Here is a 25,180-nt window from a genome sequence, read left to right as displayed (position 1 = left end):
TACTCATTCAGCACAGGCTGTAGGCGAAATCGCCGTCGCTGCCCAACGCGATGTTCAAACTCTGGATCGGCTTGTCCTGCGCCATCCGCTCCAGGACCCGTTGCGCCAGTTCCGGCATCAGGGTTTTCGACAGGATGTTGTCGATGTTGCGGGCGCCGCTGTCGACTTCGGTGCAGCGCGAGGCAATGGCTTTGACCAGTGCTTCGTCGTAGCTCAGGACGGCTTGATGGTTGCGCTCGAAACGCTGGCGGATGCGCTCGAGTTTGAGCGCGACGATGCGCTCCAGAATGGCGTCCTTGACCGGGTAGTACGGGACGATGGTCAGGCGGCCGAGGAACGCCGGTTTGAACACCTGGTTCAACTCGTCGCGCAGACCTTCGACGATGTCTTCCGGCGTCGGTTGCTGCTCGGCATTCAGGCACCATTGCATGATGCGATCGGTGCCGGTGTTGGAGGTGAGGATGATCACGGTGTTGCGGAAGTTGATCTCCCGGCCTTCACCGTCATCCAGCACACCTTTATCGAACACCTGGAAAAACAGTTCGAGCACGTCCGGGTGAGCTTTTTCCACTTCATCCAGCAGCACCACGCTGTAAGGCTTGCGTCGCACGGCTTCGGTCAGCACGCCGCCTTCGCCATAACCGACGTAACCCGGTGGCGAACCCTTAAGGCTCGACACCGTGTGGGCTTCCTGGTACTCGGACATGTTGATGGTGATCAGGTTACGTTCGCCGCCGTACAAAGTGTCGGCCAGGGCCAGCGCGGTTTCCGTCTTGCCGACACCGCTCGGGCCAAGCAACAGGAACACCCCGATCGGCTTGTTCGGGTCTTCCATGCGTGCGCGGGATACCTTGATGCGCTTGCCGATTTCCTGCAGGGCGTGATCTTGTCCGAGTACCCGTTCGCCCAGCAGCGCGGGCAGGCGCTGGACGGTGTCGATTTCATCACGGAGCATTTTGCCCAACGGAATGCCGGTCCAACCGGAAATCACTTCGCCAATGGTCCCCCCGTCGACCAACGCATGCACCAGCGGTTGTTCACCCTGGACGCTGGTCAGCTCGGCGCGTACCGCTGCAATCTCGCGGGCATCGGGTGTCTGGTTGTCCGGATGGCTGAGCGCGCCGAGTTTTTCCACCAGTTCCAGTTCGCGTTGCCACTGTTGCTCCAATGCATCGCGGGTTTGCTGTTGCGCCAGTAACTCGGCGTCGAGGATCGCCAGGCGCCGGGCATGGTCGCTGCCTTTGGCGGCTTCTTGCTGCAGCACCGCGATTTCAGCCTGAAGGTTGTCGATGGTTCTTTTGCAGTCTTCCAGCGGCCCCGGCTGCGACGATTGGCCGAGGGCAACCCGCGCGCAGGCGGTGTCCAATACGCTGACGGCCTTGTCCGGCAACTGGCGCCCGGTGATGTAGCGATTGGACAAACGCACGGCTTGCACCAGCGCTTCGTCCATCACCGTGACTTTGTGGTGATCCTGCATCTTGGCCAGCAGGCCGCGAAGCATGTGGATCGCCTTGTCTTCGTCCGGCTCTTCGACCTTCACCACCTGGAAGCGACGTGCCAGGGCGGCATCTTTCTCGAAGTACTTCTTGTACTCGGCCCACGTGGTCGCCGCGATGGTGCGCAATTCGCCTCGGGCCAAGGCTGGTTTGAGCAGGTTGGCTGCGTCGTTTTGCCCGGCCTGGCCACCGGAGCCGATCAGGGTGTGGGCTTCGTCGATGAACAGGATGATCGGGTGCAGGCTGCGCTTGGTTTCTTCGATGACCGACTTGAGGCGGCTTTCAAACTCGCCTTTCACCCCGGCACCGGCCTGGAGCAAGCCCAGGTCCAACGTATGGATGGCCACGTCTTTAAGCACCGACGGCACATCTCCCTGGATGATGCGCAGCGCCAGGCCTTCAACCACGGCGGTTTTACCCACGCCGGCTTCACCGGTCAGGATCGGGTTGTTCTGGCGCCGACGGGTGAGGATGTCGACCATCTGCCGAACCTCGAACTCACGTCCCAGCACTGGATCAATTCGGCCTTCGCGCGCACTTTGCGTCAGGTTGATGGTGTATTGATCGAGAGCCGGAGTCTTGCCGTTGCCTTTAACCGTACTGCGCGCAGCGACGTCCGCACCCGCCAACGGCTTGGCTTGCTGCGATTCGGCGCTGCCTTCGACCAGCGCGCCGAGGTTGACCCGCAGGTCGTCGGCATTGATTTTTTCCAGCTCGGGGGCGGACGCGATCACTACCCGGCGCAGCTCGTTGTCATCCAGCAATGCTTGCAACAGATAACCGGTGCGAATCTGTCCTTGCCCGAACTCGATAGAGGCCAGCACCCAGGCTTGCTCAATCATTCGCGTAATGTGCGGCGACAGTGCAGGCGTGCGGGTGTTGCCTTTTTTGAAGGTCCCCAGCGCGGTCACCAACTGAGCCTGCAGGCGATCCGGCACCACATCGTAGTGACGCAGAATGGCCGGCAGGTCGTTGTCGTTGCTGTCGAGCAACTGCAATAACAGGTGCTCGATCTCGACGTCGTAATGCTGTTCCGACAGGCACAAGGCCGCAGCACTTTCGGTGGCGGTGCGACTGGTGTCGTTCAGTTTGGCAAACAGGGACTTCAGGTTCACAGGGAGACCCCATCAAAAGGAATGTGGAAGAGGGCACAACGGGAAGGTTCCACGTCGACACCAGGACGTTTGAGCCAGCCTTGCCAGCCCAGTGCAACGTTGCCCTGGCGACCGAGGCGGGCCACGGGGATTGCTTCGGGTTTGAGCCGGGGCGACAACTGGAAGTCCAGTTCGGCGCCGACGTAGAACCGCACCAGCTCCACCAGTTTCTGGTAGTCGACGGTGCCTGGCTGGAAGCGCTGATAGTCGACCAGGTCCAGCGGACCCAGCTCGATGCGCACGCACGATTGGTAATCCCAGACCCGGTTACCGGCGACTGCGCTTTGCCCGAGCACGGCGTTTTTGCGGCCCAATTGCGTGCATTGGCTGGCGTCGAGTTTCAGCCAGCGTCCGGCAAATGGCTTGACCTTGAATGGCAGCGAAAAATAGAAGGACAGCATCACTTCAAGGTTCAGCGAGTTGCGCGGCTTCTGGGCAAACAGGCCGGAGAAATAGCTGAACAATTCGCGCCGCAGCGGTGAGCCTTGCTTGTCGAATTTCTGCTTCTGCGCCTCAGGCCCGAAACCCACCAGGTTGAGCAGGTAGCGATCGAAATCCGAGGTGCCGTTGCGTTCGTACTCGATGTAGAACTTGTATTTCTGCCAGGCCTCGTAGAACAGCGTGGTCATGCGATGCGAGAACATATCGAGGAAAGCATGGGCCGCATCATCCCGATGCTGGATATGCCGCTCGATCAACAACTCGGTGTAGGGACGCGGCAACACGCCGGACGGTCCGACCAGTCCCATGAACGTGACTTGCACTTCAGACAGCGGCAAACCTGCCGCGGACACCTTGCCTTCACGCTCAAACTGCAAGTCGCTGACTTCACTCGCAGGGAAGTTCAGCGACAGCTGCGAGCGAAAACGCAAAGGGTCTTCGTGCGGTCGAGTGTCCAGGTCCATGCGACCGGTTCTGCTGTAATGCAGGCGGAGCAAACGCACCAATTGGAAAAACTCGAATCGGTGCGGCTCAGCCCGTGCCTGATCGATCAGACCAGGGGTTGATCGCCGGTTCGCGGTGGCCATTGGACGACTCTCTTTTCGCGCTGCAAGGTGCGAAGGGTTAATTGGGTAAAACTGTTCATGGTGCAGTACTGGCCAAAGAAGTGGTCGAGCACCATGCCGAACAAAAACACACCGCTGCCGGTGTATTGGCTTTCATCGAAATTCAGGGTGATGCCGACGCCTCGGACAAAGTTCGGACGCGGATGGCCGATGCGTGCCACCACCGGCTCGCTGCTGACCGAGACAATGCCATTGATCTGTTTGCGCAGCGCCGACACGTTGCGGTAGTTGTAGAGCGACAGCAGCTCCAGCAGCACTTCGCGCCCCTGGGACACCAGCGACATGTGGTTGAGCGAGAGGTGTGAAATCAGCCGCCAGATCACCCCGTTACCCAGCGGCACGCGCGCGGTTGCGGTGGGTTTGCGCAAGCAGCGGATGTCCTGGATCACCGAGTTGCCGGGGATGTTGAAGTCTCCGCGCTCACCGCCGAACGGCAGCATCAACGGCAGGTCACGATTGCTGCAGGTCAGGCGCAGGCTCAAGGTGTCGTTGCTGGAGTTGATCAACTCCAGTTCGCGATCCACCACCCGGATAAACACGTCCGAGCCATCACGCTGGCGCGACTGCACCGGCCGACGTCGTGCGATCCAGAAGCTCTGGCCGGGGCCTTGATCGCCACGCGGTTCGAAGAACGGATGACAGGTGCCGACCTGATCGACACCGCCGACTTTGCGCACCCGACGCACACGATCGATCGACACCACTTCCGCCGAGCCTTGCAGGCGCACATCCGGCGTCACGGCATACTCGTGCTGGGCGTGGGTCAACTTGATTGGCTCTGCCTGTTGGCGGAACAGATTGATGATCGGCGTGCAGTTGAGCTTGAAGTTATTGCGCCCGATGTTCTGCGTCAGGCGCGCCAGGCGATCGCTCAGGTCGTAGTCGGAAAAGTAGAAGTTGATCTCGATTTTCTCGAGGTTCTTGCCCGCTAACAGCCGCGCAAAACCCGACAGGTCGAAGAACATGAACTTGTCCGGGAAGGTGAAGTACTCGTGCAGCAAGCGATAACCCAGGAACGAGCGCTCCGAGTAATCCACCAGTCCTTCATCGCGACCATAACCGACGGCTTTCAATGCGTTCGCCGGCAGCGTGATCTCGCGGGTTCGCCCCTCATCCTCGAACGACAACGTAGCCTTGGCCAGATTGTTGAACAGCAGCTCATAGAGCTGCAGCATCAGGGTGCTTTCGCCGTCGAGGAAAAAGCGCAGGCTGTCCAGTTCCATCTTGCCGAACATCACGTCGGAGGTCGCCGTCAGGCCGATGCGCAGGCGTGCGACCAGGTCAGCGCTATGACCGTTGAACGCCGAGCGCTCCATTTCAATGAACGAGGCCTGATGCACCGCCACCGGCCAGAGTTCAACGGGGTAACAGGTGCGGAACTTGCACACCACGCCATCAATCGGGTTGGCGCTGAGTTCGGTGTGCCGGGCGACGTGGAAGGCTTCGGTGACTTTTTCCTGCTTGCCCAGGTTGAACTCGACGATCGACATCGACGGGGTAGGGCGCAGGTAATGCGGGTACAGCACTTCGAGAAACGACTCGACGATTTCCGGCAGCTCATCGTCGAGTTTTTTGTGCACGCGAGCGGACAGGAACGAGAACGCTTCGATCAAGCGCTCGGTATGCGGGTCTTCGCAGTTATCGCCCTCGATGAGCAACCGCGAAGCAATCTTCGGGTACTGGCTCGCAAACTCCTGCCCTAAAAAGCGCAGGTGCGACAGTTCCTTTTCGTAATAGGGCAGCAGATCGTCGAGCATCAGTTGAGGTTCTGCACTTTGTATTCCTGGGTGTTGACCTGCAGCACCGCGTCGAAGGACACCTGACGGGTGATGTCCTGCAGGCGCAGTACTGCGTCCACGCGAAAGGTCAGCATGCGTTGGCCGGTTTGTTGGGCGAGCAGTTGGACTTTTACGCTGCGAAACCGTCGATCGCCGACGGTGATCGCCTTCTCCAGTTGTCGTTGAATCAATAGACGGTCTTGTGGATCAAGCACGCTGCGACTGGTGAAATCCGGCATGCCGTAGTCGAGGATGGTTCCGTTCAAATTGACGAAACCCTCCAGCTCGTTGGCGACCAGGGACTGGCGCGTGTTGACCAGCACCTCCAGATCGCGAACGATGCTGGCCTTGTAATCGGCCAGCGAACACAAGCGTTGCGACGAGGCTTCCATGGATTGATGCGGATGATCGTCCAGCAATCGATCCAGCAGCGATGGCAACAGCTTGTGTTGACTACTCATATTGCCTCCCTGGCAATGGGGTGGATCAACCGCGAGTCGATTGCGGCAATTCAGCGACCAGGCGCAACGAAGCGGTCAGCTCGTCCAGTTGGTAATGCGGACGCAGATACGTCACGGCCTTATACACACCGGGCTTGCCTGGAACTTCGAACACTTCGGCCCGCGCTTCGCGCAACGGGAACTTGGCCTTGGCTTCCTGGCTGGCGGTGTCATCCAGCAGCACATAGCTCGACAGCCACTTGTTGAGGAACATCTCGACGTCCTTGCGGGACGCGAAGCTGCCGATCTTGTCGCGCATGATCGCCTTCATGTAGTGCGCGATGCGCGACGTGGCGAAGATGTATTGCAGCTGCGCGGAAAGCCGGGCGTTGGCGTTGGCGATGTCGGTGTTGTAGTGCTTCTGTTTCTGCGCCGACTGAGTGCCGAAGAACGCGGCGTAGTCGGTGCCTTTGCAGTGCACCAGCGGAATGAAGCCGAGGTCCGACAGCTCTTTTTCACGACGGTCGGTGATGGCTATTTCGGTCGGGCACTTGAGGGCGATTTCGCCGTCATCGGTTTTGAACGTGTGCGTCGGCAGGCCTTCCACCAGACCGCCACCCTCGACACCGCGAATCGCCACGCACCAGCCATAACGGGAAAACGCGTCAGTGACCCGGGTGCCCAGCGCGTAGGCGGCGTTCATCCACAGGTATTTGTTGTGGTCGCGGCCATCGACGCTTTCGACGAAGTTGAATTCTTCAACGGGCGTGGTATCCGGGCCATAAGGTAGGCGACCCAGCACGTGCGGCAGGGTCAGACCGACATAACGCGAGTCTTCGGAGGCGCGGAACGACTTCCACTTGGCGTATTCGACGGTGTCGAAAATCTTCGCCAGGTCCCGTGGGCCGGACATGTCGGTAAACGAATCCCAGCCAAACAGCTCAGGCGAGGCCGCCGAGATGAACGGGGCGTGGGCCGCCGCGGCGACATGGGAAATCTCTTCGAGCAGGTACATGTCTTCGGGGCTGCGATTGAACTCGTAGTCACCCAACAACATGCCGAACGGCGCACCACCGAAGGTGCCGTATTCTTCTTCGTAGATCTTTTTGAACAGCGCGCTCTGGTCGAATTCGGAGGCCGACTTGAGGTCGCGCACCAGGTCTTTCTTCGACGCATTGAGCAGGTGAATCTTCAGCGTGGTGCTAGTTTCGGTCTGGTCCACCTGATACTTCAGACCACGCCACGACGCTTCCAGTTGCTGGAATTCGCGAGCATGCATGATTTCGTTCATCTGCTCGGAGAGCATCGCATCGATTTCGGCGATGCGCGCGTCGAGCACGGCAATCAGGTCCTTGCTCGGCGTCATTTCGCCTTCCAGCACCTGGCTGACCAGCTCGCCGATCAAGTCACGTGTGCGGGTACGTTCGGTTTCGGAACGCGCGACGCGGCTTTGCGAAATGATGCTGTCGAGCAGCGAGGATTGCGGGGCGAAGTTTTCCACTTCAACCAGATCGCCGTCCTGTTGAGTCACGGTTTGCTTATCGTTCATCTTCAGGCTCCTACTCTTTGCCATCGGTGGCTGGAACAGCGGCTTCACGGCCGAATTCCTTGCCCAGCGTTTTCAACTTTTCGGTGTTCTGCAACACGTCCATGAGCAGCTCTTCGAGTTTGTCGTTGCCGCCCATCTTGTTGCGCAGATCTGCCAGCTTGTTGCGTACTTCCAGCAGCTTGCGCAGTGGCTCGACCTGCTTCACCACGTTCTGCGGCTCGAAGTCTTCGAGGGCGTTGAAGTTGAGCTCGACGCCCAACTGCGTGCCGTTCCTGGCCAGCGTGTTGTCGACCCGATAACTCAGGCGCGGTTTGATGCCCTTGAGCACGCCGTTGAAGTTGTCGCGGTCGATGAAAATGAACTTGCGGTCCTTGAGCTTCGGCAGCGGCTCCAGCGGGTTGCCGGAGAAATCGCCCAGCACTCCGACGACAAAGGGCAGCTCTTTCTTTTCCTGAGCGTCACCGATATCCACGTCGTAGGTGATATGGACCCGAGGCGCGCGAACGCGGTCGAGTTTGTGCTGGGTACTTTCCTTCTTCGCCATCGTGATCTCCTGGTGCGAACAATTCGCTGCAAGTCGTTTGCGTTCCGGCCATCGGGTGGTCGGACGCGTTACATTCCTTCGATCGTCAGCAGAAGGCGCTGACGGATTTCATCGTTCATTTCAATAATGTTTTCGTGCCCCACCAACTCTTCGAAGCTGGTGTTGCCGGCGATTTGCGTGCTGCTGCGGATAACCGATTCATCAGGCAATTGGGAGCGCACCGGTGAGCCAATGACGCAAAAGGGCAGGTCACCAAAATCTTTGAGTCGCTCGAAACTGAGGGGGAAGCGCAGGCCGCCAAACAAACGGCCCAGGCCAGGTGACTGGCTCAGGCAATAGAACAACACCAGGTAGTGCACGACGAAGCGGTACAACTCGGCGCTGCTGCGATTGGGGTCTTTGATGACGGTGCGAAAGCGCGCCAGGTCGAACGAGTTGAAGCCCACGACCCAGCGCACAGGGCTGGTGATGCGGATGGTCTGGCCGCTTTGCGAGAGCACCTTGTCGTACTCCAGCGGAAACAGTTCCGGCGTCGTGCCGATCAGGTTGAGAGGTACTTCCAGCTCATTGACCAGCTGGAAGGGCGCTGCCGACCCGATGCGGTCATAGAGTTCCTTGAACTCCTTGAAGTGATGCTGGGTTTCGCGGCCGCTGCTGCGTTGCGCACCTTGCAGGTATTCACCGAAAAACGTCTGCGGACGGATCAGCAATGCGAGTGTCGACAGATAATCCGAAGCCTGCGCCTTGAGCGCATCGGAAATGGCCCGGGTCTGGCTTCGCAATTTGATCAGTGCTTCAACGTCAAACGTCTGAGTCATCGGTATATCGTCCTTGAACCCTTCACGATTGCTTCCCGATTATTCAGGGAAAACGTGAAGAGCTACGAATTTCTCAATTGAGCACCTGTTCACAAAGTGCGATGACCGATGTTTCTACGTCGGAAATGCACATTGCCAGGATTTTGTAGGAACACAGTGCTGGCATATGGATGTCGAGTGGCCAGCAACGTCGTATATGGCAACATCTCGTACGGAAAAGTTCAGTCAGGAAAGGATTTTTTCTCGTTTTTGATACATGCCGCAATGATGTCCGCTTGCCATTAGGCGGTGGATCTGTCTGACAGAAGCCTCTGAAACCCAGCAGGTTCAATGGTTTCAGGCGGGTAATGGATCCAATTTTTAATTAAATAAAATTGCAAAAAGGTGAACCGGTTCACCTACTTCGAGGAATTTCCCTCCTGGAAAAACAATATCGAAACGCAGCGAACGACTTTTTTCAGGGTAAAAGTGATGGCCCTACGTCCATTGGGTTCATTTCTCAATAAAGATTGCCGGGTTGACACCACGTGTTACATGGGTGTTTCCTTTCGCACGTGTTCGGATTCGGCTTCACCAAATGTGACAGGGTTCTCTATTGTTGTTTGGCTCCGGCACTTATCAACAAGGTAGTTGTCGCAAGCCCGGATAAATTTCTGTTTGGTCGCTTCGCAGGGTAGGGAAGGTTGAGGGGATGTATTCGTCCTCGTTTGCTGCAGTGATGCAACCGTAATTTGAGCGTAATAGCCGGGTAAGTGAGTTCGCCCCTGCGCGATGGATAGTTTCCCTACGGAGTTTTTCGGGGGCGGAAATAGGAGAAAGGGACATGGACGAAATGTTTTTACCCTGCGCCGTGGCGAGTTCACGGGGAACTAGGGCCGCACTGAACCAAAGTGAAGGTTTGGCAGTCGCCTATGCTGTCGCGCTGAATGCAGGCTTTCGCCCTTCTGAAAGAGGGTTCGTTGAGTGAATAATGGATTGTATCCATGTACGGCTGCCGATCCGATGGGGATTGGGCCACAGGATGGACTATTGGGGGAGGGGTCATTACCTTGGCCAAGTGAAATAGCCGCCCGAGCGTTCCCTTCCTCGTTAGGTATCGGAGGGCTCTATTCGACAGACGATCTGAGCGCTGCGGAATTTTTGATAAAAGAATTAAGCTCGCAAGAGTCAGAGTTGAGTCAAGAGGAGTCCGAGGAGTACTGCACGCTGCTGATTTTTCTGATGGGCAAGCTGAAGACAGCTGCGAACATCACAAGCAAACAGTTTGTAGACATCAAACAAAAGGCCGAAGCGATACCTGTAGTGGGGCCTCTATTGTTCTCAACGGCCAACCTGCCGGGCACACTAGCAAGTGTTGGAGGCCTGATACACGCGGGTTCAAGAGCGACGAAAGTAGAAAACCTGCTCGATATCAGCCAATCAACCAAGAAACAACTAAAGAAGTGGGCTGCCTCACGTGGCAAACCTGGAGCTGTCTCTGCCCGAAAGGCATTCCGGGGGCGGATAAAGTTAATTCGCATGGGCGGTAACCTCTTCTTTGAAGTACCTGCTACGGCCAACGCCAGTATCTATAGGGTGGCGGGTAAAGTTGTAGGTGATGTTATTCATGTTCCCGCCTATAACACCGCTAAAGCTTTACGAGCAACAAGTCATGTCGATGCCGGTGCCTATGGTCAGCGTGGTGTGGGTCGAGTGCTGGTTGGTAGTGCGGCTGGACCATTGCTCGCCTTTGGGCCGCAGCTCGTGATGGATATTCATAGTTCAACGAGCACTGACGAGTTCCTGAGAAAGTCTGCTTATAGTCAACCTACAAATGGTTTGGTCTTCGCGAGCGGGGTCATAATCGGTGCGACCGTTAGTGCCCCCGCGATTGTAATAATTGCGCTGGGACTTGGGGCCGGATTGGTGATTCAGATGGTCATGAGTGATGAGGGAACAGGCTGGGGCACTGCGTTCGGTAATCTTATTACGGGGAAAAATCAATAATGTTCCACATTGAGTCTCATCGTTTTTTATCCAGGGTTTTCGGCGCTTGGTTTCTGTTTTCGATGCTGGCTGTTTTTTCGGCCGGTATTCAGCCGAAAGTGCTTATTCTGCCAGCAGTCATTGTGGTCCTTGGGCTGAGCTATTGGTGTGTGAACTGCGCTTACAGAACCGAGCGCTTCAGCAAGTACGCCAGCCTACGATTGTTCACCAATCTTGCTGTTGCACCTGGTTTTGCATTCGTTATGGCGTTGATGACTTGCTACAAGCAATTGAAGCTTGATCCAGTCACCTCTTTATTACTCAGCAGTATCCCCATCATTCTTGCAGTGGTGGTCTACGCGGTCTTATACGGCTGGCGCAGTAGTCGCAGTCCTTTGATAGTCCGAGGGGAACGTGTTGAGGTGATTGAGGCTGTACAGGACAATCATTGGTGGCTTGGTGCGCTTGGCGCGGGCTTGGGCACGTTAGTCTATCCGGTGTTCCACGCTTATAAGTCATCATCGTCAATGCTCGTTTTTATTTTTATCGTCATATCATTATTTATGTTGTTTTATCATCGCTCCAGCATCGCTGCGTTGCGGACATTGAAAGAGCAAGAGTCACGCGAGCGCCGCTACTTCACATTTATGAATGTGGAAGAAATTCGTGAAAAGCGCGCTGCGTCTCTGATTGGCCGAATGTTCACAGCAAGGGCAGATCGTTGAGGTCCGTCAGTAATCAGTTTTCAAGGAGAAACCTATGTTGATGGACGTGCTTTCGATGTTGAGCCCGCAGAATAAACGGCTTTTCAAGCTCAACACCTTTGCCCAGGCGGGTGACGAAGATCTGATGCTGGAGCACTTCTCCGGAACGGAAGGATTGTCACGACTTTTCCAAATGGATTTAGCCCTGCTAAGTCAGCGGACGGACGTGAAACTAAAATCTTTGATCGGCCGTCCTGCAACCGTTGAAATTGAACTTGCCGATGGCTCTACACGTTACATCAATGGATACATCAATCGCTTTAGCAGCAGAGGCAGTGATGGCGGTATCGTTCGCTACAGTGCGGTGCTTGCGCCGTGGTTGTGGATGCTGACCTGTCGATTTGATTCGCGAATCTTCCAGGGCAAGACTGTGCAGGACGTGGTGACTGAAGTTTTTGGTGAGTTTGGTGCTTTACCCAAGTTTGAGTTCCGACTGAGCAAGCCGCTTAAACAGCACAGTTACATTACGCAATATCGTGAGAGTGACTTCAATTTTGTACAGCGGTTACTAGAAAGTGAAGGGCTGTTTTACTACTTCGAACACACGGCTGACTCTCATGTAATGATCATCGCCGATGACTCCAGTACGTTGATGCCTTTGCCGGAGCAGCCCCAAATACGTTTTCATAGCGCTTCCGTGACAGAAACGGCCGATGCGATCACTCAATGGAGTGCGACTCGCCAGTTGCAATCAGGAAAAATTGCCGTACGTACGTTTGATTACCGGCAGCCGCGAAATTTCTTGCCTATTACTATGCAAAGTCTCAACGAGCAAGGGGATGTTGATAGTTTTGAAATCTATGATTTCCCAGGCCAGTACACCCATGGTACGTACGAGGCCGGCGAAGCACTGGTACGTAATCGGGTAGAAGCGCTAGAGTTGCTCGGGAAAACATTCTATGGCGACAGTAACTGTCGCGCCATGAAACCAGGTTTCACATTTGAACTGACTCAGCATTACGAACACGATCTGGGCTCTGCTGAAAATCGGCAGTTTTTGCTCATAAGCGTTGAGCAAAGTGGAAGTAACAACTACATGACCGGTGACCAGGCGGGTTACCAGAACAAATTCGTTTGTGTACGAAAAAAAATTGCCTACCGACCTCAACTAGCTACGCGCAAGCCGTCAATTAATGGCCCACAAACTGCCATTATCGTCGGTCCTCCTGGCGAGGAGATCTACACCGACGAGCTCGGACGCGTAAAAGTGCAATTCCACTGGGATCGCTACGGCGAATTTAACGACAAAAGCTCCTGCTGGGTTCGCGTGGCCCAATCGGGAGCCAGCGGCGGCTTCGGCAGCATTCTCATTCCACGGGTCGGCGATGAAGTTGTCGTGGTCTTTCTGGACGGCAACCCCGACCGCCCATTGATCATGGGCAGTCTCTACAACAGCCAGAACACACCGCCGTGGTCGCTGCCGGCGAACAAGACGCAGAGCGGGTTTTTGACGCGGTCGATGAAGGGCGATGGCGGCACGGCGAACTTTTTCCGCTTTGAAGACAAGGCGGGGGCCGAGCAGGTCATCGTGCATGCCGAGCGCAACATGGACACCGAGATCGAGGTCGACGAGATCCACAGCGTCGGCAGCAATCGCACGATCACGGTCGGTGGCACGCACACTGAAACGATCAAGAAAGACACGGTGATGAATGTCCAGGAAGGCTCGTTGACGATCCAAGTCGACAATCAGTTCATTCAGGTCAATGCCAAGCAACACATCATTCTTCAGGTGGGGGAGAGCAGCATCACCCTCACTCCGGATGGCATCGAAATCAAAGGCAAGACGATTGTCACGACCAGCACTGGCACCACCCAAATTACGGGCTCCGAGGTTCGGGTCAATGACTAGGGAATCGTGTCTATGACCAGAACCAGTATTTACGATCGTATTTCCGCCAAGCGTATTGCGCTGGAGGAAGCTGCGCGCCTTGAGCAGCAAAATGCGCCGGTCGTTGAACAAGCGCACGAGCCGGAACCCGTGCCTGTCGTTGCACTGCAAAGCACGCCCAGCAGCTTCAATTTCGGTGGTTTCAATCTGGCATTCCCAGCGGGTTTCAACTTCCGCGATATCCAGACGACCATCGAGCACGAAGGCGAGCCGATCATCTTGACGATCAAGCGTCGTGATGTCGCGCAGGGGCAGAATCTGGAAAAGCTGTTCGACGCCTCCGTGCAGATGTTTCGCACGATTTATCCGCAGTTGCGCATCATCCGTCAACGCGACTACAGCGTGGCGGGCAGTGCCGCGAAGTGCCTGGATTTTCACTTCAAGATCGGTCACGCCGAACGTCACGGACGCCTCGTCGGCGCCATCGTTCCGGTCGCCGGCAGTGACGAAGTGCAGTGGCTGAATATTTCTTGCGTGATTGATCCAACCAAGCCTGTCCTCAGTCTTTGGCTGGTTGATTTTGACAGCATGCTCGAAGGCCTCGCAGCCCGCTGAACGCATACTTTTTTCGATTTTCAGGAATTTACATCACATGGATTACGAGTTGCAGGAAGGCAGCATCGCGTTGCCGCAGGGTTTTCAGGACCGCACGGTCAATATGTTTGTACTGGGGGCGAGTGTTCCTGCGCCGTTAAGCATCACCATCTCCAGGGACATGCTGCTGCCCGCCGAGGCGCTCAAAGCCTACGTTGATCGTCAGGTGAAAATGCTTGCCTCCAAACTGCGCGGCTACACCCTGCTAGGCAAAAAGGCGGTTTCGCTGTCTACCTCTGCGCCGATCGACGGCATCCAGATCGATGCGTATTACATGACCGATGGTCGACCGTTCTATCAGCGCCAAGCGGCCTTTCTGATTGAGCCCGGCCGCGCGATTATTTTCTCCACCACGGCCCAGGCCGATTTCAGCAGCGAGCAAAACCAGAACTGGGTGGACTTGCTGGCCAGCTTCCAGCCTCGCCAGCCCGGCGCAACCAAGACCGACTCCAGCGAACAGGAGTAACGGCCATGTTTGAAGCCGCAAGGTTTGGCGATGAAATCGCCCACACCAGTGCGCTGGGCGGGTTTCTGATCGGTGCCGCGCTCGGTATTGCGCTGATTGCTACGGTTGCCATCGCGACGTTCACCTGTGGGTTTGGTGTGGCTTTGTTGGCGGGTCTCGCGGCAGGCATCGGAGGTAGTTTGCTGACTGCCGCAGGGGAGGCGATCGGCAGTATGTTTTCATCGCCCTCCGGAACCATCGTCACCGCGTCGGACAACGTATTCATCAATAGCCGCAAGGCCGCCCATGTCGAAAAAAGCATTGGCGCCTGTGACAAGCATCCCGGTCCGGTGCAAGTCGCGGAGGGCTCGACCAACGTCTTCATCAATGGCACGGCGGCGGCGCGCAAGGGCGACAAGATTACCTGCGGTGCGAAGATTTCCAGCGGCTCTGGCGATGTCTACATTGGCGGTGGAACACACCGCTATCTACCGGTAGACGACGAGATCCCCGGCTGGCTACGAACCACGGTCGATATCCTCATGGCAGTCGCCGGTGCGGCGGGCGGTATCGCTCAATTGATCAAGGCCGGGACACAGGCCGGCATGAAAGCCATCATGCCCTGCGTGTTGAAATTCACCGCCGGCTTCGTCGCCGGTGAGGTGGCCAGCCGTTACGTGATCGGGCCGTCCATCGAGCGTGCGGTCGGTGGTCTGGTGGGCAATCCCGTTGACGCTACCACTGGCCGCAAGGTCATTCCTGACGAAACCGACTTCAGCCTCCCTGGCCTGATGCCCATCGAATGGTCACGCTTTTATGCTAGTGACTTGACCGTCGACAGTGTGCTCGGCAAGGGTTGGGTGCTGCCATGGGAACAAAGCCTGCGTCGCAGTGGAAGTTTCGTTTACCTGACCGACAACCAGGGGCGCAGCGTGCCGTTTGTGGACGTGCCGCCGGGGGACCGCATCTACAATCCCCACGAGCAGGTTTATCTCGTCTGCACCGAAGGCGGTCACTACCTGCTGCAAACCCTCGACAACATCTTCTTCTACTTCGGCGAAGTACCGGACGACAACGTCCCCGTACCCCTGCAACGCATCGAAAATGCGCTGGGCCATTTCCTGCATTTCACCCACACGGTCGAAGGCACGCTCACCGACATCAGCGCCACCGGCGGCGTTCGTGTTCACTTGCATTACGACAACCCTCTGGGTCGCCTGACCGACGTCAAACGCGTCGTCGACAACCAGGCCGTCGAAACCCTGGCGCAGTATCGCTACGACGACAATGGCCAGCTCATCGAGGTGATCAATCGCAACAGCGATTCGGTCCGGCGCTTCAGCTACGTCGACGGCGTCATGGCCAGTCACAGCAACGCCTTGGGTCTGACCTGCAATTACCGCTGGGAAACCATTGGTGAGCAGCCCCGCGTGGTGGAACACTGGACCAGCGATGGCGAACATTTCCATTTCCGCTACGACGTGAAGGCCCGCACCACCTGGGTTACCGATGTGCTCGGGCGCGAAGCCGAAATTCACTACAACGGCGATCATCGCGTCACCGCCAGTCGCGACTTCGGTGGCGAGCACTACGTCATCGACATCGACGACAACGGCAACATGACTGGCCTCACCCTGCCAGACGGCAATGTCGTCAAGCTCAAGTACGACGAGTACGCGCGACTGCTGGAAGAAACCGACCCGCTCGGGCGCAAGATCAAGTACGAGTATCACCACCTGACGACCCTGGTCACGCAGGTCGATTACCCCGACGGCAGCACCTGGAAAGCCCGCTACGACGCCAAAGGCAACCTCATCGCCGAAGTCGACGCGATGGGCCACAAAACCGAATACCTCAACAGCGATGACGGCCTGCCCCACACCATCATCGATGCCACGCAAAAGTCCAAATACCTGTGGTGGAACACCCTGGCCCAGGTCGAACGCTTCCAGGATTGCTCGGGCAAAAACACCCATTACCGTTTCGACGAACGCCATCACCTGATCGCCGTCACCGACGCCCTGAACCAGACCACCACCCTGGAACGCAAACCCGACGGCGAAGTACTGCGCATCCAGCACCCGGACGGCAGCGCCGAGTCGTTTACCTACAATGCCCTCGGCCAAGTGCTGACGCACACCGACGGCAAAGGCCAGACCACGCGCCTGCTGCGCACCGCCCGAGGCCTGCCGAGCAGCCGTCAGGACGCCAAAGGCCAGCGCATCCGCTACGAATACGATCAGGCCATTAGGCTGACAGCATTGGTCAACGAGAACAACGCGGCGTACCAGTTTGCCTACGACGCGTCCGATCGCTTGATCGAAGAAAAACGCATCGACAACCTGACGCGCCGGTTCAGCTACAACCTGGGCGGGCATCTCACGCGGGTCGACGAAATCGGCTACGGCGAACGCGCCGAACGACCGCAACGCAGTACCGAATTCGAGCGCGATAGCATCGGCCGACTGCTCGCCAAGCTCAACGCCGATGCCCGCCAGGACTACACCTACGACGACGGCGATCGCTTGCTGTCCATCAATCGTTTACCGACAACCGCCGGCAAAAAACTCGGCGTCAGCGAAGAAAAACTCGATTTCTCCTACGACCTGCTGGGCCGTCTGATCAAGGAGACCACACCCCAAGGGGCTCTGTCCTACGACTACGATCCACTGAGCAACCTGACCACGCTGACCCTGCCCACCGGTCAACACCTGAACCACCTGTATTACGGCAGCGGCCACCTGCATCAACTCAACCTCGACGGCCAGCTGATCAGCGACATGGAACGCGATGACCTGCACCGCGAAGTGCTGCGCACGCAGGGCACGCTCACCAGCTGCTTCGGCTACGACGCCATGGGCCGCAAGGCCTGGCAGTTCGCCTCGAGCCTGCCGGCGGAAAAACTCTCGCAACTGCACAACCCCGGCATCCAGCCCGAACTGCTGGTGGAGCACGCCTACAACCCGATCCACCGCCGTCACCAGTACGACCCAGCCGGCGAACTGACCCGCACCCTCGACAAGTTGCGCGGCGAGATCAAGTACGACTACGAAGCCAACGGCCAACTGCACAGCCGTGACACCGGCAAGTTGGTGGACAGTGAAGAGTTCCGCTACGACGCGGCGGCGAACCGGTTGAACTTCAACACCAGTCAGTTTGATCACGTCAAAGACAACCGGATCAAGCAGTGGCGGGATCAGGAATATGCCTACGATGCGTGGGGCAACCTGATTGAAAAACGCAGCGGGATGAGCAGGCTGCAGACGTTCAGCTATGACGGTGAGAATCGGTTGGTTAAGGCTGAGACGTTGGTCAACGGCAAGCTGGAAAGTACCGGCACTTATCGTTACGACAGCCTGGGACGTCGTGTGGCCAAGGTGTCGCGGGTCAACGGCGTCACTAAACAGACGAATTTTCTCTGGCAAGGCTTGCGCATGTTGCGCGAGGAAACGCCGGGGCAGAGCAGCCTCTACATTTACGAGCCGGGTAGTTATGCGCCGTTGGCGCGGGTGGATCAGGCCGAGGGTGAGGAGCAGAAGCTTTACTATTTCCACACCGACCAGATTGGTACGCCGCTGGAGATGACTGACCGGGAAGGGCAGATCGTCTGGCAAGCGACGTACAAGGCGTGGGGGGCGGTGGAGCGGTTGGACGTCAACGAAGTGCAGCAGAATCTGCGGTTCCAGGGGCAGTATTTCGATGATGAGACTGGGCTGCACTACAACACGTTTCGGTATTACGATCCGGAGGTGGGGCGGTTTGTTACGCAGGATCCGATTGGGTTAGCAGGCGGATTTAACCTGTATCGATACGCCCCGAACACAAATAGTTGGGTCGACCCGTTAGGTTGGAGTTGCTGGGCTGCTAAAAGTGTTGCGGGTCGGAAGGTGTACCAGAGAAATGATATTTTTGATTCCAACTACGTAGATGACATAGGAAGAACGAATGTTCAAAGGATGAGAAAAGGGGATGCACCAATAGGTAAGGACGGACGTGAGGTCAACCTCCACCATCTCACACAAGACGAGCCTGGTTCTATGGCCGAAATTCTTAGTAGTTTTCACTCAAAAAATGACCGAGTCTTGCATATTTACTCTAATCAGTGGGATAAAAGTTGGGTTGGGTCGGATGGTGTTAGACGGCTTTACAATAGTGCGCCGCAAAGTATGAATCGAGGACCGTTTAATACTTGGAAGAAAAGCTATTGGAAAGAAAGATCTTTAGACTTTTGAGGATGCCTTATGAGCTATGTTGATTTAATTGAATCCGAGATCAATGCTTCTAGTGATGATCCGGCATATGCGGGTGGCGCAAGTGACACAATGATAGCTGAATTTGAAAAGAGGCTTGGTGTCAGTTTTCCGACTTCGTATAGGTTGTTTCTTAAAAAATTCGGAGCTTTGTCATTTGCTGGAGATACATATTACGGGATCACAAAAAGCGGTTTAGGCGCCACTTCCGTCCCTAGCGTTTTATTTGCTACACAGGACGCACGGTCTCTTGGAGATGCTGACGAGAATATGATTGTCATAAAGTCTTCGGGATATGGTCCTATATACTCTATTGATACTTCTATTATTGGAGAAACAGGTGAGCCGGTAGTTGTGCTGACGGAGCTTTCCTTCAAGAGGGATGGGGAAAAATCTATTATTTTTCAAAGCTTTGAAGATTTTTTTCGTGACACGATTCGACAGTCTATCATTGAGCTTTAAAGTCTTGGCGATGGACTATTCATAATCTGCACAGCAGGGTTATATGGCTCTTGGTGTGGCCTTGCTGGGTGGGATATCGGGAATGAGGACACTAGATGAGAGTATTCCTGAGTGTAACGCTGAAACCTATTCATGCTGGCGCTTCTAGAAGCCCTCGGCAGTCAATGAGGTCCAGTTAAATCTACGATAGGAGTAGTGTTCGATGGCGAGTCGAGGATGCACATGATAAAGAAAAAAGAAAGTATGACTTATGATGATAAATGGAAGCGCTCACCTTTGTGATGTATTAAAACGAAATCAAAAATGTTGAATGTTCTTCTGTTGTGACCATATTCTGGTTCTTTAAAAATTAATTATTGAGGGGCTGTATTGCATTTCAGCTATTCAGTTGTGTAATAACGTTGGCCGACGTCAAACGCATCGTCGACAACCAGGCCGTCGAAACCCTGGCGCAGTATCGCTACGACGACAATGGCCAGCTCATCGAGGTGATCAATCGCAACAACGATTCGGTCCGCCGCTTCAGCTACATCGATGGCGTCATGGCCAGTCACAGTAACGCCCTCGGCCTGACCTGCAATTACCGCTGGCAGACTATCGGCGACCAGCCTCGCGTGGTGGAACACTGGACCAGCGATGGCGAGCATTTTCATTTCCGCTATGACGTGACGGTCCGCACCACCTGGGTTACCGATGTGCTCGGGCGCGAAGCTGAAATTCACTACAACGGCGATCATCGCGTCACCGCCAGTCGCGACTTCGGTGGCGAGCACTACGTCATCGACATCGACGACAACGGCAACATGACTGGCCTCACCCTGCCAGACGGCAATGTCGTCAAGCTCAAGTACGACGAGTACGCGCGACTGCTGGAAGAAACCGACCCGCTCGGGCGCAAGATCAAGTACCAGTATCACCACCTGACGACCCTGGTCACGCAGGTCGATTACCCCGACGGCAGCACCTGGAAAGCCCGCTACGACGTCAAAGGCAACCTCATCGCCGAAGTCGACGCGCTGGGCCACAAAACCGAATACCTCAACAGCGACGACGGCCTGCCCCACACCCTCATCGATGCCACGCAAAAGTCCAAATACCTGTGGTGGAACACCCTGGCCCAGGTTGAACGCTTCCAGGATTGCTCGGGCAAAAACACCCACTACCGCTTCGACGAACGCCATCACCTCGTCGCCGTCACCGACGCCCTGAACCAGACCACCACCCTGGAACGCAAACCCGACGGCGAAGTGCTGCGCATCCAGCACCCGGACGGCAGCGCCGAGTCGTTTACCTACAATGCCCTCGGCCAAGTGCTGACGCACACCGACGGCAAAGGCCAGACCACGCGCCTGCTGCGCACCGCCCGAGGCCTGCCGAGCAGCCGTCAGGACGCCAAAGGCCAGCGCATCCGCTACGAATACGATCAGGCCATTAGGCTGACAGCATTGGTCAACGAGAACAACGCGGCCTACCAGTTTGCCTACGACGCGTCCGATCGCTTGATCGAAGAAAACCGCATCGACAACCTGACGCGCCAGTTTAGCTACAACCTCGGCGGGCACCTCACACGGGTGGATGAAATTGGCTACGGCGAGCGCGGCGAACGCCCACAGCGTCATACCGAATTCGGCCGACTGCTCGCCAAGCTCAACGCCGATGCCCGCCAGGACTACACCTACGACGACGGCGATCGCTTGCTGTCCATCAATCGTTTACCGACAACCGCCGGCAAAAAACTCGGCGTCAGCGAAGAAAAACTCGATTTCTCCTACGACCTGCTGGGCCGTCTGATCAAGGAGACCATACCCCAAGGGGCTCTGTCCTACGACTACGATCCGCTGAGCAACCTGACCACGCTGACGCTGCCAACAGGCCAGCACCTGAACCACCTGTATTACGGCAGCGGCCACCTGCATCAACTCAACCTCGACGGCCAGCTCATCAGCGACATGGAGCGCGATGACCTGCACCGCGAAGTCCTGCGCACCCAAGGCCAGCTCACCAGTTGTTTTGGCTATGACGCGATGGGGCGCAAAGCCTGGCAGTTCGCCTCGACCTTGCCGGCAGAGAAGCTCTCGCAAATTCTTAACCCGGGCATCCAGCCTGACCTATTGGTAGAACACGCCTACAACCCGATCCACCGCCGTCACCAGTACGACCCCGCCGGCGAACTGACCCGCACCCTCGACAAGTTGCGCGGCGAGATCAAGTACGACTACGAAGCCAATGGCCAACTGCACAGCCGTGACACCGGCAAGTTGGTGGACAGTGAAGAGTTCCGCTACGACGCGGCGGCGAACCGGTTGAACTTCAACACCAGTCAGTTCGATCACGTCAAAGACAACCGGATTAACCAGTGGCGCGATCAGGAGTACAGTTACGACCCATGGGGCAACTTGATCGAGAAACGCGTTGGTCTGACTACCCTGCAGACCTTTAGCTACGACTGTGAAAACCGCCTCGTCAAAGCGGAAACACTGGTTAACAGCAAGCTCGAAAGTATTGGCGCGTATCGCTATGACAGCCTCGGTCGACGGGTAGGCAAGACCTCAACCGTTAGCAATACCCAGCACAAAATCTTCCTCTGGCAAGGCCTGCGTATGCTGCGCGAGGAAGCGCCTGGGCAGAGCAGCCTCTACATCTACGAGCCCGGCAGCTATGCGCCGTTGGCCCGCGTTGATCAAAGCGAAGGCGAGGAGCAAAAGCTCTACTACTTCCACACCGACCAGATCGGCACGCCGCTGGAGATGACTGACGCCGAGGGCCAGATCGTTTGGCAGGCGACGTACAAGGCGTGGGGTCCATCGAAACGCTGGCGGTGAACGAGGTTGAGCAGAACCTGAGGTTTCAGGGTCAGTATTTCGATGATGAGACGGGGCTGCATTACAATACGTTTAGGTATTACGATCCGCAGGTTGGGCGCTTTATAACGCAGGATCCGATTGGGCTGGATGGTGGACTCAACCTTTATCGATACGTTACGAGTCCTACTGGTTGGATCGATCCTCTTGGATGGACTGGAATAGATGGAAGCGGCAGGCCGCTATCGAGCAGTCAGTATAGTGTGTGGACCAGTGTGGAAATGCCATCAGAAATTCATGCGTCTGACCGGCCGGTACACTTCCGGTATGCAAACGAAGAGTTATACAATCGGACGTTAAAATATCCAGAGCTGAAATCCTCTCTTCCACCTGAAGTGGTGACGCATATTCAGCCTGGGCTTAGAGGAGGATTTAAGCAAACCAGTCCGCCAAATCATTCTTGGCACCATAATGCTCAGACTCCTAAGGATATCGAGTTGATACCTAGGGCTCAGCATCAGGCGGCCGGACCGGTACAGCAAAGCCTCCATCCTAATCAGCAGGGTGGCTTCAAAAAATTGCAAGACTCTGCGTGTTGAGGTGAGTATGAAAACCTATAGTATTAGAGAAGTTTTAGAGAATATCGGGCAGATGCCAGAGACATGGTTTTATTTGCCAGCTACGACATGGACGTTGGATACGAAAGGAGCATTTTCTTTAGATAGTTGGGATTTTCCGCCCGACTCAACGGATTACCTTCCTCCACAGGTAGCTAGCGAGGGATGGAAGGCATCACTTGATAAAGCATCAATTGAAGATGTGATTTCAAATCTTGATCAGCAGTTACCTAGCCCAACAATTGATGAGTATTTTGAAGCGTTTAAGTTTTACTTTGAAAATGATGCGTTCATTGTTTTATAAGTCTTTCAGTTTTTAGAAGCAAGAGCAATGCGCTTGCTCGTTAGCGGCAAGCGCAGCTCTTTGAAGCTCATTAAGACACATCTTGACGTGATTGGGCTGGGTGAGTTGGGCGTCCCGCTAGGGCTAAATAAAAACTCTATCAGGGCAGGAGTGTGTTAATGAAACTGCTGACACCTTCAAATAATTAACCAGATAACTACTGGTTTTCTTATGGTCACGAGCATAGCCTTGATCACTTGAAGTTTCATGAGTGTAAAAAGATTTCTGCCTCTAAGCCTGCTCCAAAAATGACGTTGAAGAATAAGGTTTCTGTCGCGGCTATTCGCCGGTACGACTATTTATTTAGCGATGGGCCGGATTTGGTAAGCTCTAGGCTTGCAGATATTATTAATTCTTTAGCATTGGCCGATGATGTACAGCTTATTCGCATAGACGTCACCATAAATGGTGAAGGCTATAATGATTATTTTATAATTAATTATCTGAGGTCCGAGTCGGCTTTTGATATGGCTCAGTCTATTCATAAACCACTGGCCAGGTCTATGCCTGAAGGTCCCAAGAAGTTTAATAGCATTGCCCTGCTTGATAAAGATCCAGTCAGTAATATTTTTCGGGCTCTGGAAAGCAGTTCTCACGTAGTGTGTTCTGATCAAGCTGTTGCGTTTTTAAGGCTATGCACCTAACTCGACTGGATGGATAGACCCTTATGGATTGACCTGGTTCTTCGCACCGTCTACATTTATGGCTCCGTCTGGTAGTGTCCACACGGTTTATCAGCAAGCTATCGATTGGGACTTGCCAGTTAATACTCGGGGTGGTATCAGAACTAACTTGGATTTAGCCTCTGAGGGGAGAAGTCCGTTTGTAGTTAAGAACGGAAGCTATTCACAACTTAATTTGCACCATTCAAAACAAGACGGCTTAGGCTCTCTTTTTGAATTATCCGCTGACACGCATTAGAAATCTGGTAAAACTAATGCGCTCCATCCTCATCTGCCTGGTCAGCATCCGATCAATCCTGTGGATAGGGATCTATTTAATGGAGATCGGGAGGCGTATTGGAAAGGGCGTGCGCAGTCGGAAGTAAAAAATAGAAACTCTGGGGGCTCTAAAGGCTCTATGAATTGCGGGTGAAAAAATGATATCTAAAAAGTTGTAGATTATTGTAAGCAGCAAGGTTGGTGGTATGATGATGCTAGTTCGGATTATGAAGAGGAGCTTAAAAAGTTAGGTGTTGATCTTTCAACTGACTTTAGTCAATTCTATCTTCATGTGGAAGATGGACCTACTTTTATTAGTGGTGAGCTCATCAGGAAGGGACATCGTGCCTTGATCAGGCTACGAAGCCGGACAGCCACTCAGCCTTGAAGATCGAAACGGGATCTAGCGTTTTTACACACTCTGGGCCGGTTTCTGCCTGACACTACCGCCAGAGAACGACCCAAAGCCGCCAGTGGTGGACGATTGCAGTCACTCCGGCGTCATCATCACAGCCAGCGTCATCTTGATGAAATCCTCATTGCGGTCGATTACAGTCAAGGCGCCGCGCGCATTGTAAGCGACATCGACGGATCCTCGCTGCTCAAGCCAACTTGTTAGTTCCATAATCGCGGCTTCCAGGGCGAGTTGGTTTTCATTGAGCTTGAAGAGCAGTGAAGGCAGCAGGTCTGAGTTTGGCGTCGCGATTCCTCCTTGGAGCACAGATGTAATGTCATCTTTGGAAAACTAGACGAACCGACGAACACGAGAGCCCAAAACAAAACCACGTTAATCCGCATCTGGTTCGTTCACAGCGGACAAGCAACAGTCAATTGCACTCACCGCCCGCATCAGATCATTCCTCAATGAGGGAAGCGTTGTGCGCATTACAGCGCTATTTCGCTTGGCCATCTCGAGGAATGTTGCCAATGCGGCGTCGGAGTGCTGAACAAGACGGGCTAGATGTTCCCCACGAGGGCCGCAAGTCCCTTTTAACCAGTTTTTGGCAGTCCGTTCGTTTGCATTCGTCCATCTCATCAGTGTCTTGACGGCTTGGTGCGTCGAGCCCAACTCACCTTGTAATGCTACCGCCAACCCCGACGCATACTCTTGTCTGTCCGGAAAAGTTTTGCCCTTTTTAGGAAACATTTTTCCCCCTTTGATCCTCTATGGTTGAAAGACACACCGCTTGCTTGAGTAGCCAGCAGAACGGGTACGCCCCAACGGCGCACGTCCAGTGTGGATGCACGCAGGGGCTATTGC

19 protein-coding genes and 1 pseudogene are annotated in these 25,180 nt (G+C 55.3%); 11 read left to right on the top strand and 9 right to left on the bottom strand.

Going from position 1 to position 25,180, the window contains the following annotated elements:
- Positions 1-7 precede the first annotated feature (7 nt).
- The 7 genes from tssH to ACA055_RS19635 all read right to left on the bottom strand — a co-directional run bounded on the left by tssH (position 8) and on the right by ACA055_RS19635 (position 8,846).
- Positions 8-2,611, bottom strand: a complete 2,604-nt coding sequence (gene tssH / locus ACA055_RS19665; RefSeq protein WP_497680165.1) for a type VI secretion system ATPase TssH — start codon at positions 2,609-2,611, stop codon at positions 8-10.
- Entirely contained in the window at positions 2,608-3,678 is a 1,071-nt protein-coding gene (tssG, locus tag ACA055_RS19660; protein WP_059404747.1) for a type VI secretion system baseplate subunit TssG, read from the bottom strand. Before tssG ends, tssH begins: the two co-directional genes overlap by 4 nt.
- Complete coding sequence (gene tssF, locus ACA055_RS19655) at positions 3,642-5,474, bottom strand: type VI secretion system baseplate subunit TssF (protein WP_497680164.1); 1,833 nt, start codon at positions 5,472-5,474, stop codon at positions 3,642-3,644. The genes tssG and tssF overlap by 37 nt, the downstream gene beginning before the upstream one ends.
- On the bottom strand, positions 5,474-5,956 hold the full coding sequence (gene tssE / locus ACA055_RS19650; RefSeq protein ID WP_497680163.1) for a type VI secretion system baseplate subunit TssE: 483 nt from the start codon (positions 5,954-5,956) through the stop codon (positions 5,474-5,476). The genes tssF and tssE overlap by 1 nt, the downstream gene beginning before the upstream one ends.
- 25 nt (positions 5,957-5,981) lie before the next feature.
- Positions 5,982-7,484, bottom strand: a complete 1,503-nt coding sequence (gene tssC, locus ACA055_RS19645) for a type VI secretion system contractile sheath large subunit (protein WP_059404744.1) — start codon at positions 7,482-7,484, stop codon at positions 5,982-5,984.
- 10 nt (positions 7,485-7,494) lie between these two features.
- A complete protein-coding gene (tssB, locus tag ACA055_RS19640; RefSeq protein ID WP_150816351.1) occupies positions 7,495-8,028 on the bottom strand; it encodes a type VI secretion system contractile sheath small subunit in 534 nt (177 codons plus the stop codon).
- Positions 8,029-8,096: 68 nt separating this feature from the next.
- A complete protein-coding gene (locus ACA055_RS19635; protein WP_497645200.1) occupies positions 8,097-8,846 on the bottom strand; it encodes a hypothetical protein in 750 nt (249 codons plus the stop codon).
- Between the two features lie 963 nt (positions 8,847-9,809).
- Here ACA055_RS19635 and ACA055_RS19630 point away from each other — a divergent pair.
- From ACA055_RS19630 to ACA055_RS19580, 11 genes and pseudogenes are all read left to right on the top strand, one after another.
- Positions 9,810-10,832: a hypothetical protein gene (locus ACA055_RS19630; RefSeq protein WP_497680162.1), complete on the top strand. Its 1,023-nt coding sequence runs from the start codon at positions 9,810-9,812 to the stop codon at positions 10,830-10,832.
- On the top strand, positions 10,832-11,536 hold the full coding sequence (locus tag ACA055_RS19625; protein ID WP_497680161.1) for a hypothetical protein: 705 nt from the start codon (positions 10,832-10,834) through the stop codon (positions 11,534-11,536). The genes ACA055_RS19630 and ACA055_RS19625 overlap by 1 nt, the downstream gene beginning before the upstream one ends.
- A gap of 34 nt (positions 11,537-11,570) precedes the next feature.
- Positions 11,571-13,427 carry a type VI secretion system Vgr family protein gene (locus ACA055_RS19620; protein WP_497680160.1) on the top strand — a complete coding sequence of 619 codons (1,857 nt, stop codon included), beginning with the start codon at positions 11,571-11,573 and terminating at the stop codon, positions 13,425-13,427.
- A 12-nt stretch (positions 13,428-13,439) separates the two neighbouring features.
- Positions 13,440-14,021 (top strand): hypothetical protein, encoded by a 582-nt coding sequence (locus tag ACA055_RS19615; protein ID WP_497680159.1) that lies wholly within the window; start codon positions 13,440-13,442, stop codon positions 14,019-14,021.
- Between the two features lie 37 nt (positions 14,022-14,058).
- The gene (locus ACA055_RS19610; RefSeq protein ID WP_497680158.1) at positions 14,059-14,526 is read left to right on the top strand and encodes a DcrB-related protein; all 468 of its coding nucleotides are present in this window, start codon (positions 14,059-14,061) and stop codon (positions 14,524-14,526) included.
- 5 nt (positions 14,527-14,531) lie between these two features.
- A complete protein-coding gene (locus ACA055_RS19605; protein WP_497680157.1) occupies positions 14,532-18,737 on the top strand; it encodes an RHS repeat-associated core domain-containing protein in 4,206 nt (1,401 codons plus the stop codon).
- Positions 18,738-18,746: 9 nt separating this feature from the next.
- Positions 18,747-19,217 carry an SMI1/KNR4 family protein gene (locus ACA055_RS19600; protein WP_497680156.1) on the top strand — a complete coding sequence of 157 codons (471 nt, stop codon included), beginning with the start codon at positions 18,747-18,749 and terminating at the stop codon, positions 19,215-19,217.
- A gap of 401 nt (positions 19,218-19,618) precedes the next feature.
- Positions 19,619-22,233 (top strand): annotated as a pseudogene (locus ACA055_RS19595) (RHS repeat-associated core domain-containing protein); the annotation flags it as partial.
- 391 nt (positions 22,234-22,624) lie between these two features.
- Positions 22,625-22,939: a DUF7716 domain-containing protein gene (locus tag ACA055_RS19590; protein ID WP_169374135.1), complete on the top strand. Its 315-nt coding sequence runs from the start codon at positions 22,625-22,627 to the stop codon at positions 22,937-22,939.
- Positions 22,940-23,226: 287 nt separating this feature from the next.
- Complete coding sequence (locus ACA055_RS19585; protein ID WP_497680155.1) at positions 23,227-23,622, top strand: imm11 family protein; 396 nt, start codon at positions 23,227-23,229, stop codon at positions 23,620-23,622.
- Positions 23,623-23,680: 58 nt separating this feature from the next.
- Entirely contained in the window at positions 23,681-23,899 is a 219-nt protein-coding gene (locus ACA055_RS19580) for an HNH/ENDO VII family nuclease (RefSeq protein ID WP_497684454.1), read from the top strand.
- 510 nt (positions 23,900-24,409) lie between these two features.
- Here ACA055_RS19580 and ACA055_RS19575 read toward each other — a convergent pair.
- Positions 24,410-24,640: a hypothetical protein gene (locus ACA055_RS19575; RefSeq protein ID WP_497680154.1), complete on the bottom strand. Its 231-nt coding sequence runs from the start codon at positions 24,638-24,640 to the stop codon at positions 24,410-24,412.
- A gap of 66 nt (positions 24,641-24,706) precedes the next feature.
- The gene (locus tag ACA055_RS19570; RefSeq protein WP_497680153.1) at positions 24,707-25,066 is read right to left on the bottom strand and encodes a hypothetical protein; all 360 of its coding nucleotides are present in this window, start codon (positions 25,064-25,066) and stop codon (positions 24,707-24,709) included.
- Between the last annotated feature and the right edge of the window lie 114 nt (positions 25,067-25,180).

It is taken from the genome of Pseudomonas sp. LBUM1657, from assembly GCF_059716075.1.
The sequence above is the reverse complement of the archived record's forward strand: the minus strand, read 5'-3'. Positions and strand labels throughout refer to the sequence as shown.

Coding starts and splice junctions, on each gene's coding strand:
- ACA055_RS19635 (WP_497645200.1), bottom strand. CDS start 8,846: ATGACTCAGACGTTTGACGTTGAAGCACTGATCAAATTGCGAAGCCAG.
- tssG (WP_059404747.1), bottom strand. CDS start 3,678: ATGGCCACCGCGAACCGGCGATCAACCCCTGGTCTGATCGATCAGGCA.
- ACA055_RS19600 (WP_497680156.1), top strand. CDS start 18,747: ATGAGCTATGTTGATTTAATTGAATCCGAGATCAATGCTTCTAGTGAT.
- ACA055_RS19570 (WP_497680153.1), bottom strand. CDS start 25,066: ATGTTTCCTAAAAAGGGCAAAACTTTTCCGGACAGACAAGAGTATGCG.
- ACA055_RS19580 (WP_497684454.1), top strand. CDS start 23,681: ATGGCTCCGTCTGGTAGTGTCCACACGGTTTATCAGCAAGCTATCGAT.
- tssC (WP_059404744.1), bottom strand. CDS start 7,484: ATGAACGATAAGCAAACCGTGACTCAACAGGACGGCGATCTGGTTGAA.
- ACA055_RS19590 (WP_169374135.1), top strand. CDS start 22,625: ATGAAAACCTATAGTATTAGAGAAGTTTTAGAGAATATCGGGCAGATG.
- tssF (WP_497680164.1), bottom strand. CDS start 5,474: ATGCTCGACGATCTGCTGCCCTATTACGAAAAGGAACTGTCGCACCTG.
- tssB (WP_150816351.1), bottom strand. CDS start 8,028: ATGGCGAAGAAGGAAAGTACCCAGCACAAACTCGACCGCGTTCGCGCG.
- ACA055_RS19620 (WP_497680160.1), top strand. CDS start 11,571: ATGTTGATGGACGTGCTTTCGATGTTGAGCCCGCAGAATAAACGGCTT.
- tssE (WP_497680163.1), bottom strand. CDS start 5,956: ATGAGTAGTCAACACAAGCTGTTGCCATCGCTGCTGGATCGATTGCTG.
- ACA055_RS19585 (WP_497680155.1), top strand. CDS start 23,227: ATGACGTTGAAGAATAAGGTTTCTGTCGCGGCTATTCGCCGGTACGAC.
- ACA055_RS19625 (WP_497680161.1), top strand. CDS start 10,832: ATGTTCCACATTGAGTCTCATCGTTTTTTATCCAGGGTTTTCGGCGCT.
- ACA055_RS19615 (WP_497680159.1), top strand. CDS start 13,440: ATGACCAGAACCAGTATTTACGATCGTATTTCCGCCAAGCGTATTGCG.
- ACA055_RS19610 (WP_497680158.1), top strand. CDS start 14,059: ATGGATTACGAGTTGCAGGAAGGCAGCATCGCGTTGCCGCAGGGTTTT.
- ACA055_RS19605 (WP_497680157.1), top strand. CDS start 14,532: ATGTTTGAAGCCGCAAGGTTTGGCGATGAAATCGCCCACACCAGTGCG.